Origin of the sequence: Amphritea sp. HPY (assembly GCF_050870985.1) — a bacterium.
Taxonomy (GTDB): Bacteria; Pseudomonadota; Gammaproteobacteria; order Pseudomonadales; family Balneatricaceae; genus Amphritea.
This window is the reverse complement of sequence record NZ_CP194015.1, coordinates 3,158,920-3,171,544: the sequence shown is the minus strand read 5'-3', so window position 1 is coordinate 3,171,544 and position 12,625 is coordinate 3,158,920. Positions and strand designations below refer to the sequence as shown.

General features: G+C 44.3%; 14 protein-coding genes. 4 read left to right on the top strand and 10 right to left on the bottom strand.

The window, feature by feature from the left end; all coding sequences use genetic code 11:
* Positions 1-79: 79 nt before the first annotated feature.
* A complete protein-coding gene (locus tag ACQUQM_RS14075) occupies positions 80-1,429 on the bottom strand; it encodes a PLP-dependent aminotransferase family protein (RefSeq protein ID WP_432470528.1) in 1,350 nt (449 codons plus the stop codon).
* Positions 1,430-1,505: 76 nt separating this feature from the next.
* Here ACQUQM_RS14075 and ACQUQM_RS14070 point away from each other — a divergent pair, with 76 nt between their 5' ends.
* Positions 1,506-2,123, top strand: a complete 618-nt coding sequence (locus ACQUQM_RS14070) for a DJ-1/PfpI family protein (protein WP_432470527.1) — start codon at positions 1,506-1,508, stop codon at positions 2,121-2,123.
* 103 nt (positions 2,124-2,226) lie between these two features.
* Here the strand turns inward: ACQUQM_RS14070 and ACQUQM_RS14065 are convergent, their stop codons facing one another.
* Together ACQUQM_RS14065 and ACQUQM_RS14060 are read right to left on the bottom strand one after the other, a co-directional pair.
* Positions 2,227-2,520: a putative quinol monooxygenase gene (locus ACQUQM_RS14065; RefSeq protein ID WP_432470526.1), complete on the bottom strand. Its 294-nt coding sequence runs from the start codon at positions 2,518-2,520 to the stop codon at positions 2,227-2,229.
* A 61-nt stretch (positions 2,521-2,581) separates the two neighbouring features.
* Positions 2,582-3,607 carry a zinc-binding alcohol dehydrogenase family protein gene (locus ACQUQM_RS14060; protein ID WP_432470525.1) on the bottom strand — a complete coding sequence of 342 codons (1,026 nt, stop codon included), beginning with the start codon at positions 3,605-3,607 and terminating at the stop codon, positions 2,582-2,584.
* Between the two features lie 110 nt (positions 3,608-3,717).
* Between ACQUQM_RS14060 and ACQUQM_RS14055 the strand changes: the two genes are divergently transcribed.
* Positions 3,718-4,617, top strand: coding sequence for a LysR family transcriptional regulator (locus ACQUQM_RS14055; RefSeq protein WP_432470524.1), 900 nt, complete (start codon positions 3,718-3,720; stop codon positions 4,615-4,617).
* Between the two features lie 163 nt (positions 4,618-4,780).
* Here the strand turns inward: ACQUQM_RS14055 and ACQUQM_RS14050 are convergent, their stop codons facing one another.
* Positions 4,781-5,221, bottom strand: a complete 441-nt coding sequence (locus ACQUQM_RS14050) for an amidase family protein (protein ID WP_432470523.1) — start codon at positions 5,219-5,221, stop codon at positions 4,781-4,783.
* A gap of 307 nt (positions 5,222-5,528) precedes the next feature.
* Here ACQUQM_RS14050 and ACQUQM_RS14045 point away from each other — a divergent pair, with 307 nt between their 5' ends.
* Both ACQUQM_RS14045 and ACQUQM_RS14040 read left to right on the top strand, forming a co-directional pair.
* Positions 5,529-6,701, top strand: coding sequence for a hypothetical protein (locus tag ACQUQM_RS14045; RefSeq protein WP_432470522.1), 1,173 nt, complete (start codon positions 5,529-5,531; stop codon positions 6,699-6,701).
* 109 nt (positions 6,702-6,810) lie between these two features.
* On the top strand, positions 6,811-7,722 hold the full coding sequence (locus ACQUQM_RS14040) for a LysR family transcriptional regulator (RefSeq protein ID WP_432470521.1): 912 nt from the start codon (positions 6,811-6,813) through the stop codon (positions 7,720-7,722).
* Between the two features lie 2 nt (positions 7,723-7,724).
* On the opposite strand, the gene ACQUQM_RS14035 is transcribed toward ACQUQM_RS14040, so the two are convergent.
* From ACQUQM_RS14035 to ACQUQM_RS14010, 6 genes are all read right to left on the bottom strand, one after another.
* Positions 7,725-8,312, bottom strand: coding sequence for a carbonic anhydrase (locus tag ACQUQM_RS14035; protein WP_432470520.1), 588 nt, complete (start codon positions 8,310-8,312; stop codon positions 7,725-7,727).
* Between the two features lie 69 nt (positions 8,313-8,381).
* On the bottom strand, positions 8,382-8,600 hold the full coding sequence (locus tag ACQUQM_RS14030; RefSeq protein ID WP_432470519.1) for a biotin/lipoyl-containing protein: 219 nt from the start codon (positions 8,598-8,600) through the stop codon (positions 8,382-8,384).
* 12 nt (positions 8,601-8,612) lie between these two features.
* Positions 8,613-9,602 carry a biotin-dependent carboxyltransferase family protein gene (locus ACQUQM_RS14025; RefSeq protein ID WP_432470518.1) on the bottom strand — a complete coding sequence of 330 codons (990 nt, stop codon included), beginning with the start codon at positions 9,600-9,602 and terminating at the stop codon, positions 8,613-8,615.
* Positions 9,603-9,611: 9 nt separating this feature from the next.
* The gene (locus ACQUQM_RS14020) at positions 9,612-10,484 is read right to left on the bottom strand and encodes a 5-oxoprolinase subunit B family protein (protein WP_432470517.1); all 873 of its coding nucleotides are present in this window, start codon (positions 10,482-10,484) and stop codon (positions 9,612-9,614) included.
* Positions 10,485-10,501: 17 nt separating this feature from the next.
* The gene (locus ACQUQM_RS14015) at positions 10,502-11,869 is read right to left on the bottom strand and encodes an acetyl-CoA carboxylase biotin carboxylase subunit (RefSeq protein WP_432470516.1); all 1,368 of its coding nucleotides are present in this window, start codon (positions 11,867-11,869) and stop codon (positions 10,502-10,504) included.
* Between the two features lie 16 nt (positions 11,870-11,885).
* Positions 11,886-12,617, bottom strand: a complete 732-nt coding sequence (locus ACQUQM_RS14010; protein ID WP_432470515.1) for a LamB/YcsF family protein — start codon at positions 12,615-12,617, stop codon at positions 11,886-11,888.
* Positions 12,618-12,625: the final 8 nt, after the last annotated feature.

Sequence of the window (12,625 nt, the reverse complement as noted above, 5' to 3'; positions counted from 1 at the left end):
TTCCAGTTATACACCACCCCGGTAAATGGGATGGACTCTTCACCACTTGGACTGAGGCATCTTTGGCAGTCAGTACTACTTAATACGAATACTCATCGATCACTTGCCTCACTTTCTGCAGTGCATCTTGAAGCTTGTCCAGTTCAACTGATCCAAGCGCCAGACGTAGCGCATGGGGTACATGGTCAGTCGTTGCAAAAGGCTCTGCCGTGGAAACGGAAATATTTAAGCGCAGAAGTTCCATCACCACCTGGTCTGCCCGAACCTCCTCAGGCAGGGGGAGCCAAATGAAATACGATGCCGGGTGGCTAACGTATTCCAGCCCGTTGAGTATCTCTCTGGCCATCGACTGCCTGATCTTTGCATCCTGACGTTTTTCTGATTCCAGACGTGTAACCGTGCCATCTTCTATCCACCTGCAGGCCATCGCCGTCATGAGGCCGGGGGTATTCCAGGTTGTTGCCCTTATGGTCCGCTCAATCATGGGTACCCATTGCACAGGCGCGGCGACATATCCGACCCGCAGCCCGGTAGCGACACTCTTGGAAAGCCCTGACACATAGACTGTTATCTCTGGAGCGAGCGCGGCCAGCGGGGGTGGTGGATCTTCAGCATGGAAGGCATACGCTGCATCCTCGATAATGAGCAACCCGTGCTGACGGGCAATCGAGACTAGCCGTTTTCGTTGCTCTATATCCATAACCCAACCCATTGGGTTGTGCAGTGTTGGCATGGCATAAACGGCCCGGACTCGTCGGTTTTGACACAACTGCTCCAGTGCATCCAGGTCAGGCCCACTTTCTGTTAGTGGTATGGGGGCCAGTTCCAGTCGGTGTACCTCGGCGACAGCCTTAAAACCCGGATAGATCAGAGCATCCGTTGCTACTACATCACCCGGATGCAGCAGTGCCATAACCGTTGTGGCCAGACCATGTTGTGCCCCACTGACAATTAAAACCTGATCGGTATCGATAGAGAGTCCCCGGCTTGCGAGGTGATGGGCGACTATGGCTCGCTCATGCTTACGTCCGGCATGAGGCTGGTAATGCAACAGGGCTTCCAGGTCACCCGATGAGGCAAGTTGTCGCAGGCCGTCTCGTAATATTTCTGTCTGGTCAGGCAGGGATGGGGAGTTGAAGTTGAGATCAAACATACCCTCAGCCGTCGCTTGCTGGTCTATACCGTGACCCGGTGGCAGCGCAGTTTCTCTGACAAAGGTTCCACGGCCCGCTTCGCCGCTAACCAACCCCATACTTTCCAGCTCTGCATAGACCCTGGATGCTGTCACAAGAGCAATACCTTGCTCTGCGGCGAGCTGCCGATGAGTGGGTAATTGAGTACCTGGCGGCAGATGTCCTGCCCGGATATCGGTAGCGAAATTATCAACCAGTTGTTTGTATCGTGCGCGGGCCATGTGTAATGTATCCATGACAATTTTTTTATTGTCATGATTTTAGAGAATAGAATGCTTTATCGCTACCACAATTCAATAAGGAAACAGCGTTATGCATATCTCTATTCTGACCTTTGATGGCTTCAACGAACTCGACTCTCTTATCGCACTAGGCATCCTGAATCGAATTAAAAAACCGGATTGGCGAGTAACGATCGCCAGCCCCGCCAGGCGAATCGAGTCGATGAATGGTGTATTTGTTGAAAGTCATGTTTCTCTTGAAGAGGCAAGTTCTGCTGATGCGGTCATCATTGGTAGCGGTATGAAAACACGAGACGTTGTGGCTGATGAATCAATTATGGCGCGACTGCAGCTTGATCCATCCCGGCAGCTACTGGGTGCGCAATGTTCCGGTACCCTCGTACTGGCCAGGCTAGGACTGCTCAATGATGTTCCCGCTTGTACCGATCTTACCACCAGGCCCTGGGTGCTGGAGGCTGGTATCGAAGTGCTGAATCAGCCATTTTACGCCAATGGTAATGTCGCCAGTGCCGGTGGCTGCCTTGCCTCTTCATATCTTTCAGCCTGGGTAATCGCTCGCCTTGAAGGGGTTAAAGCCGCTCAAAACGCTATTCATTACGTTGCCCCCGTCGGTGAGAAGGAAGATTACGTAGAGCGGACAATGAAGCACATAGGATCTTTCTTAACCGCTGAACCTGAAGTCGTTTAAAATAGGCCTGATGGCTCTCTCAGGCAGGATATCGCACCAATATCGGTCAGGCAGCCATGAGCATATCCTCTGGCTGCCTGGTCGGGATTGAAATCAGCCCGGTTTATTCTACAGTGCTCATTTCATTCAGGGTGAAACCGGTTACAGCCCCATCAGTCGCCATAAGGTAAGCCTTCAGATGATCGTTCTCCATGTGCGCTTGCCACAGGGCGCGGGTTTCCCAATTCTCGTAAAAAACAAAAACTTCTGGTCGGTCGTTATCCTGATGCAGGTCGTATTGAATACAACCCTGTTCTTTCCGGGTTGGCTCGATCAGCTTCGTTAGTTCGGATTTTACTAACTCAACCTGATCAGGCTTTGCTTCAATCCGAGCAACAATTGTCAGTGGTGTGGCCATGCTGTTATACCTCTGTATTCTAAGGTTGATTCTATAATCCAGACATTTATATAGCTGGTGGTTAGAAACCTTCCAGAACGATTTTTCCGATCGCCTTACCGCTTTCTAGATTGCCGTGGGCCCGCTTCAGGTTCTCTGCGTTGATAAGCCCATAGTGCTCGCCTAACGTGGTTTTTATGCGTCCGGCATCGATAAGATCCGCGACGCTGTTAAGCAGATCGCGCTGCTTCTCAATATCTTGGGTATCAAACATCGTACGGGTATACATAAATTCCCAATGCAGTGAGATTGATTTTAGTTTCAGCTTTTTAATGTCGATAGGTGATTGGGGGTCGTCAATCAGTCCCAACTTACCTTGTGGTTCCAGGCACTCTACAATCTCGTCAAAGTGCTGATCAGTAGCATTTAACGACACTACATGGGATACGCTATCAATACCGATGCGCTTGAGTTCAGCACTCAACGGCTTTCTGTGATCGATTACATAATCGGCTCCCAGTTCTTTTACCCACTGCTGGCTTTCCGGACGGGATGCCGTTCCGATAACTGTCGCATTAGTCAGCCGGGCTGCAAGCTGAATGAGGATAGAGCCAACACCGCCGGCAGCACCTATAACCAATATTCTGTCATTACCCTTTGAATCCTGTGAGCTGGCTTGCTGAAGTCTCAGACGGTCAAAAAGCAATTCCCAGGCAGTAATTGCTGTGAGTGGCAACGCGGCAGCTTCAGCATTAGATAAAGACTGCGGCTTGTGGCCAACAATGCGTTCATCAACCAGGTGGTATTCTGAATTTGTCCCTGGGCGAGTGAGGTCGCCTGCATAAAAGACTTTGTCACCCTTCTTGTAAAACTGTGCTTGCTCGCCAACCTCGATGACCTCACCAACCGCATCCCAGCCCAGAACCTTATATTCGCTGTTTTGTGCCGGAACATTGACTCTGATCTTCGTATCAACCGGGTTTACCGATATAGCTTCGACCTTTACCAGCAGGTCGCGACCGGCGGGTTTAGGTGTTGGTAGTTCTACATCTACCAGTGAGTCCTGGTGATCAATATTGAGTGATTCGAGATAACCAATTGCTTTCATGGGGAGCCTCTGTCTTTGTCGTATGACTGTTTTGATGGAGACATTGTGCGCAATAATATCTAGACTAAAAACAGGCTAATCATTTAATTAATTTCAAAAATATTTTGATAATGAATACTTCAGATCTTACTCTTTTTGTCAGAACAGCTGATAGCGGTAGCATTACGGCCTCAGCCAAACAGTTAGGTATAACGCCTGCGGCGGCCAGTGCAGCATTGAAAAGGTTGGAAAAGCAGTTAGATGTTCAGCTTTTTATCCGCTCAACCCGCCAGCTTCGTATTACCTCAGAAGGTGAGCGGTTTTTATTGTACTGCCGTCAGTCCCTAACCTCACTTGAAGAGGGCAAGGCGTCCCTGAATGCGATGCGGGGGAAAATTGCGGGAGAGATCCGACTGTCAGTGTCGTCTGATTTAGGGCGAAATATAGTATTACCCTGGCTTGATGAAGTGCTGGAAGAGCATACCGATCTGTCTCTTCAGTTGAGCGTCGGAGACAACCTATCTGACTTTTATATGGACCGAATTGATGTGGCGTTACGCTATGGCGAGCCAGAGGATTCATCCATGGTCGCTTTTCAAATAGCGACAGTGAACCGGATAGCTTTTGCATCACCTGAGTATCTTGCACAGTTTGGCGAGCCAGAACACCCTGAGGATCTGCGCAAACATAACTGCTTGCTGTACCGAATAGGAAGTCGTGCATACAATATTTGGGAGTTTTTTGAGGCTGACCAGCGCTACAGAATACAAGTGCATGGAAATCGTGAGAGTAATGATGCTGAAATTGCCCGGCGCTGGGCTGTCGCAGGCAAAGGTATCGCCTATAAGTCGGTCCTGGATGTGAGTGATGACCTGCGGTCCGGCAGGGTAGTCAGGTTATTAAAAAATTACCAGACAGAACCTGTAGGCATCTGGCTGATCTGTCCCAGTAGAAAGCAGGTGACACCTGCAGTACTGATGCTACGGGATCTGCTTCGTAAAAAGTGCGCTGAAGTCTTATCTGAGCTGTGATTTTCCCTATGAGAACTTAAAAGCCTCTGAGTCATATGACTTGTTTTCTCTATGTATGATGAACCATCTGATTCATTTCTAGCTTCAATATTAAAAAAAAACAACAGGTTACCAAGTAGCGCCTATCTACGAAATACTGGTCGATTAAAAACTTCTAGTTGGGTTATGTTAACGCAATAAGGTGTCTGATAAAGCCTTGCCGGTTCATGAAGCCCGTTAAACTGAATTCACAGTGTGTAGTTTTTGCAAATATTATTGCTCCAGCTTCTTCAAGTGATTTTACTGTTGCGCAGGCTTCATCAGGAATTAGGTTTTTTTGAGTTTCAGATCTGTAGCTGCAGGGAGCTCTCGATAGCCATTGAGAGTCCTTAATAGTTATAGGTAGTCCACACAGAGGGCCGCAAAGCTCTTGTTCCGATAACGAGTTAGCGAGTAATAGTGCGTCGGCATTCTTTGCAGCATCTCGGGCTCTGTCATATAGCTTGACTGCAAAGGGATTATTAGCTGTAGATACTCTTTCAGCATGACTTATGGTCAGTTCTAAAAGCTCAGATGCTGATATTCTATGATTTCTTAGAGCGTTAATTAGCTCATTAGCGCTCATGCTTAATATTTTTTCTTGTGTTTTTATAATGTTACCAGTTATTTGTTATTAAAATAATAATCAAAGTGTGATTGCTAATATATATTATTTTTTGTTGTGTTGTTTTTTAAAGTTCCGAATTTAAAAATCGGATTAAGCAAATCAAGTTTTATGCTCAAAAAAAGCAAATCCTGTATTTTATAAATCAATCTTTACTGATTTTCTTACTTAGTGTCTTATTGAGGGCTCCGATTTTTCACTGCAATCTGTGGTTGGGGAAATTTGGATTTTTAATAATAAATATGAAAACTTGATGTAAGGAATAACTATGAAAACAGATTTTTGCAAGGGGCTGTTTTTTGTTGGTTTAGGTGTGACAGCAATGTTTGCACCAGCGGCTAATGCTCTTGAAATTCAGGCAGGTGATTGGAAATTCTCAATGAACGGTTATGTTAATGCACATGCTGTTTCCGTTGATTGCGACAAGAGTGGCAATACAGTTGCAGGTAATGCACTGCTTTGTACCGGTGAAAATGCATCTTCAGTTTCAAATGGTTATAGTCCTGCAAGCTTCAATTTTGGTGCTTCTACCAATAAAGAAGGTTACGATGTTTCTGCCCATATCGCGATTGAGCCGGGCACTACAGATAATGCAGCCTTTAATGGTAACGGTGACGGTGAAGCATATCGTGCGTATTTCACTATTGGTAATGCAGAGATGGGCACGCTGAAAGCGGGCCGTGATTATGGTGTCTTTGGTATTGATGTGATTCTTCAGGATATGTCACTTGCCGGTGTTGGTGCCCCTGCTTCGGTTAAAAGCCCATTGAACACGACTCTTGGCGGAGCAGGTTACGGTTATATCTTTACTGATCGTATTTCTCAAATTACCTATTCAAATCAAACAGATTCAGGACTTAGTGGTGCAATCGGTATCTTCCAGCCGTTGGATTTAGTGTCATTTGGCGGAGCTGGCTTTGTCGGTGATTCTGGCTCCGAACAGCCCGGTGTACATGGTAAAGTTCGTTTTGACCATGGTGCTGGTTTTGTTTCTTCAACATTCCTGACACAGTCAGTTAATAACGGTAGCGCTAACTATACGGCTAACGCAGCAGACTTGACGGCAACCGTTAATGTTGGTGCTACTTCTCTTGCTGCTTCAGCATTTAAGGCAGAGGGTGTAGGTTATTACGGTTTGTTTATTGACGCTGCTGATAGCGCTGGCAACGCACGTGATACTGATGGTTGGTTTGTTCAGGCTACTCATACTATTGGTGATACCAAGTTTGGTATTAATCATGGTGTTTCAAATGTTGATATGGCTGCAGCAGACACGACTACACTGATAAAAAGCGAACAGAAAACTACAGCAGGTGTCTATCATGCATGGATTCCAGGTGTAACTGTTTCAGCTGAGTACTCCGCAATGACTGCCGAAAGCCATGCTGGTGCAGAGATAGAAAATAATGCGCTTAGTGTAGGTCTTTCAATGGCTTTCTAAAGTTTCTGGTTTGATCTCCCTGTATTACCTTCAATATTTTGCCGAACAGTTTTCTGTTCGGCTTTTTTATTGTGTTATAATTATACTTAATAAAAATAGAGGTGGTTTTATGTCTTTTACACTACGTCAGTTAAGGTATTTTGTAGCGGTTTCTGAAACTGGTAAAATAACTGAGGCAGCAGTAAGTGTTAGTATATCTCCATCTTCGATAACTGAAGCAATTAAAGAACTGGAAAGTACTTTAGGTGCAGATCTATTAGAGCGAAGCAGATCTGGTGTTAGATTAACTTGTGAAGGATACCGTTTTTTACAATCAGCAAAACAGATATTATCAGCTGTAGCTGAAGCTAAGAACAATTTCAGGCAGTCATCTCATGAAACTGAGGGGAGAGTAGTAATTGGATCTTCTGTGACAGTGTCAGGCTATTTTTTATCAAATATTTTTGAAGCATTTAGGCGAGCATACCCTAATATTGAGGTTGAGTTTCATGAGCACAGCAGGGTTGTAATTGAAAGGAAAATTGAGCGAGACCAGATTGATATTGGAATTGTTTTAACTTCAAATGTGAGGGATTCTGCGCCTCTTGAAACAATTTCTCTCCTTAAGTCAGAGAGAAATTTATGGCTGGCAGCAAATCACCCTTTAACCGCAAAAGAAAGTGTTTCATTAGTTGATATTGCATCTGAAGACTATATTCAATTGCTGATAGACGAAGCAGAAAAAACGACATCATCTTATTGGAATGAAAACCACCTTAAGCCAAATGTGATATTTCGGACTGAATCGGTCGAAGCTACCAGAAATATGGTAGCAATTGGGGCGGGCGTTACTATTTTATCAGATATGGTTTACCGACCATGGTCGCTTGATGGCGATCGAATTGAAACAAGGCCTATAGTAGAAAGTATTCCTACAATGGATACAGGCCTGATTTGGAAGAAGAATAAGACACTATCTCACGAAGCAAAATTATTTATTGATTTTTGTCGTATGAAATATACATCAGGCGTTAAATCGTAGTTTTATGGAGTGATATCCTTTAATAGACCATTTCTAACATTATAAATCCAGCCGTGAATATTTAATTCTTCACCTCTTGCTTGAGCATCTTTAACAACAGTGGTTCTACTTAAGTTCTTAACCTGTTGGATAACATTCATTTCACATATATAATCGTGTAATTCTTGATCATTAAACTTAGCTATTAGATTACGGTCGATGTTGTCTATAATATCAACGATATTGTGGACCCAGTAGTCTACAACGGTTTCTCTTCTTCTGTTAATTGCTGCGGAAACGCCACCACATTCGTAGTGTCCTACGACCATTATATTTTTCACCTTTAATACGTCCACTGCATACTCTAAAACTGAAAGAAAATTCATATCACTTTCAATAACCTGGTTTGCAATATTACGATGTACAAATATTTCACCAGGAAGTACATCAAACATCTCATTAACCGGAACTCGACTATCAGAACAGCCTATCCAAAGATAATCAGGATCATGTAGCTTTGATAGTTTTTCAAAGAATGAGGGGTCATTTTCGTTGATTTTACTTGCCCAAATTTTATTTTTCGAAAAGAAATCGTTGCATTTATTACACATGGAAACACCAATAAGAGAAAGGGAAAAGAGCCACCTAAGAAGGGTGGCTCGAAGAGGAGATTACTAAGTTTACTCTATTACAACAGCTACCATCCCTGCATCCAGGCCTTCTTCGCCTTCACAAACATGAACCTCTGTTATCGTTCCGCTTATAGGTGCCTGGTGAGGAACTTCCATCTTCATTACTTCCATAATAAAGAGATCGTCGCCCTCGGCCACAGTGTCACCTTCTTTTACAAGAACCTTCCACATGTTACCTGAGGTTTGAAGTTCTACATTTGCGCTCATAAATAATTCCTCTTAAATAATGCTATTTTCGGTACATAGTTCGTTAACTGTTTTTCTAAGGTCTTGGGCTTCTTGAACAGTAACAACTTTAAATCTTATTGTGTCGCCGGGCTTAGCTTGGCCTAATTTCCAAAAACCTACTGTAGGCACGGTGTAAGGGTTTATAAAGCCACCCATACTGGGCCCATCATTCATAAGAATGATTGGGGTCTGACCTGCAAGATTGATTGCCCCAATAGGGTAGCCCTGGTCAATAATATTGGAGGGTTCCGTACCGTGCTCAAGTGACTTTTCAAAAGCCTTATTAGTAAAGGTCCAATCTGGCCCATCAAGTCGAAATCCTGTTCGGTCACTTTTTGCCGATAGTTTCCAGTTCGACTCAATGAACCGCTGATGACCTTCATCATCAATCCAATCATCATTTGGACCTTTAACGACCTCAACCTCCCAGGTTTTATTTTCAGAGAACCTGGGCATGCATTCAGGATTAACTCTTCTTGGAGTATTACCTAGCTCCATTTGCTCAGAAGAGGGTGCGTTTACAGGCAGCTTTTGACCCTCTTGAATGGCATGGCCTTCCATACCACCTACACCTGCTTTATGAAAAGTGGAGCGGGAACCTAACCATGGTTCGGTAGCAAGTCCTCCAGCAATAGCGATGTAAGCCCGGGCGCCACTGCCTTTTACGAATGACATGTGTAGTACCTGACCTTTACATACCTTGATATTTGTCCATCTTTCAATAGGACCGTCATCAAGTTTAGCTTGCATATCCGCACCTGTAATCGCAATTACAGTGTCATATTCAAACTTCAGGGTTGGACCCATGTACTGGCATTCCAGACCTGCATCATTTTCACTATTACCGACTAAACGATTTGCCAGACGGAATGACCAATTATCCATCGGACCCGACGGTGGAAATCCCTGATCCCAATAGCCTTGTCGCCCCGGATAATCCTGTACGGAGGTTTCTAACCCTTTTTTTATTACCTCTATCATAGTGACCTCCTAAAAGCGCGCGTCTTTGTCGATTGAATTGATCCAGTTTTTATAGTTCTTCACTGAAAATTTCTGATATTCGACGACGTTATAAATATAGCTACCATCGTCTACCTGACGTTCAATATGTTCAAACTCTTCAATTGAACATGGCACAAATTTAACTCGGTCACCCGGCTTAAAAAGACAAATACTGTCTTCAAACTGAGGGAACCGTTTTTCTGTATCCCAAATGGGAACAGGGATACGCCCGAAAATTTGATAGCCGCCAGGAAGGTGATCAGGATAAATTGCAGTAGATCCACCTCCCATGCCTACTGTCCCCTTCGGCGTCCAGGTTCTGGGAGGGTTATATTTTGGTGCTGTCATTGCACACCTTGGATCCAATGGCATCATAAACGGCAAACCAGGCCAAAAACCTAATGATGCTACCCAGTATTCAGTTGCTGAATGAACACGTGCGAAGTGTTCAGGGCTCTCCAGGTTGTTTAGATCAGCTAAGAGTTCTGCGTCTCTCTGTTTATCGGGATTGATTTTTTCGATGTAGTCATCGATACATTCATCACTCCACGGGTCCAGATAAACGGTCGGAAAGTAAAAAACCCGACTGTCCAGTTCAATATCTTCACTTGGTCCTAAAGATTGAATTAGCTCAGTAACTTCATTTTTTACATAATCAAAGCTGACAATATCAGGGTCATAGTGGATTAGTGTTGAAGCAAAGCAGGGGGCAGTCTCAATAATACCTTTAGTTTTATTTTCTTTAATTGCTGCCGCCAGACCTTGTCCCATGAAATTCAGCTCGAGGTTCATTTCGTTGCCGAACTCAATAAGGATGTAGCGATCACCACCGGGTAAGAACTTTGGTTCCTTATAAATCATAATTTCACCTCATTAAGCTATTTCAGAAGTTCATCTTTGAATTTATCTACAAAGCCAGTAAATAATTTCATGTCGATGAACTCTTGGTGGTTGATCGTTTTACTTAAGAAGTTGACATTGTTACCAATGCCAGTAAGTGTCATCGATGTAAGTGTTTGATCCAGTTTCTGCGATGCTTCAGCTCGGTTATCACCGAAACAGATAAGCTTGGCGATCATGGGATCATAATAGGCTGTAATTTTGTCGCCTGCTCGAATACCAGTATCTAAACGAATGTTGGGATCTTCATCAGCGCCTGGTACTGAAAATACTTCTACATCACCAGGCGTTGGTAAGAACATTCTTGCTGGATCTTCAGCGTAAATTCGAGCTTCTATTGCATGGCCTCTGTGTTGAATAGAGTCCTGCGTTATATGGGACAAATTTTCACCAAGGGCTAACTGAATCTGCATGGAGACAAGGTCAGTATCTGTAGTCATCTCTGTTACAGGGTGCTCAACCTGAATACGAGTGTTCATTTCCAAGAAGAAGAAATCGAGCGTGTCAGCATCAAGAATAAATTCTACAGTGCCAGCGCCACTGTATTTTTGCTGACTTGTTAAATTTACAGCAGCAGCGGCCATTTTTTCTTTAACGTCATTTGGAATTCCTGGTGCTGGCGATTCTTCCAATATTTTTTGGAAACGACGTTGGATAGAGCATTCACGTTCATATAAATGAATAGCTCTGCCATCACCAAATCCGAAAACCTGTATCTCAATATGGCGTGCGCGAGGAACATAGCGCTCCATAAAAATGGTACCGTCGCCAAAAGAACGTTCGGCCATTTGCTGTGTTGATTCAACGGTGTCGGTCAGTTTTTCTGGACCGTCTACCAGTCGCATGCCAATACCACCACCACCAGCTGAGGCCTTGACTAAAAGCGGGTATCCGACCTCCTGGCCTGCTTCGATAACTCCATCTGTGTCACCGCAGGCAAAACGGATGCTGCCTGGTAATACAGGAACACCTGCACCAACTGCAATAGCCCTAGCTCGTTCCTTATCGCCCATATCCTGAATAGAATCTGGTGAAGGCCCAATCCAGCGAATGTTGTGTTTTTCCAGCAGAGTTGCAAACTCACAGTTTTCAGAAAGAAAGCCGTAGCCTGGGTGTACAGCGTCTACTCCGGCAGATAAGCATACATCCAGAACGCGTTCCGCCTGAAGGTAGCTTTCAGACGCTTTCGCAGGACCAATGTGATAAGACTCGTCTGCCAGTTCAACATGTAATGCGTTTTCATCAGCTGTCGAAAAAACAGCCACGGTTTTGATGCCAAGTTTTTTACAACTTTTAATTACACGACAAGCTATCTCGCCACGATTTGCAATAAGTACTTTTTTCATTTTTCACTCCTCCAAATTAGCTGATGAAGCTAGCTAGCTTAGACTTAACTGCTTCTGCAACTGCGATCGCATTCGGTGTATCAGAATGCACACATATGGTTTTGGCATTAACATCAATATCGATGCCATCTACGCTTCGAACAACCCCTTCAGTAACCGCTCGATAACACTTATCAGCAGCATCCTGAGGTGACACCGCGTGATGTTCACGGGTAATAATTAAGTTTCCGTTTCGGTCATAATCTAAATCGGCAAAGAACTCAGGAATAAACTCTATCCCTCGCGCCTTGAAGATATCCTCATGAAGAGTGCCACTTAGGCCAAAAACCGGGACATTGAATATCTGGGCTGCATCAGCCACTGCATGTGCAGTTTCTTCATACTTTGCCGCCATACCATATAGAGCGCCGTGTGGTTTAAGATGATTAAGTTGCATACCCGCTTCATCAAGAAAGCCTTTGAGAGCGCCTATTTGATAGATAATGATGTTTTTCATTTCATCTCTATCTATCTTCATTTCCCTTCTACCGAATCCTTGTAAGTCCGGAAGCGAGAAATGTGCGCCAACCTTAACGCCGTGCTCTTTTGCGAGCCTAAGTGTTTTGGCCATATGATTTGGGTCAGAACCGTGAAAACCGCAGGCTACGTTGGCTTCAGAAATAAAGGGCATGATCTTTTCATCTTCGCCCATTTTGTAAAGGCCGAAGCTTTCACCCATATCACAATTAATATTTACACTTATAGACATATATAACT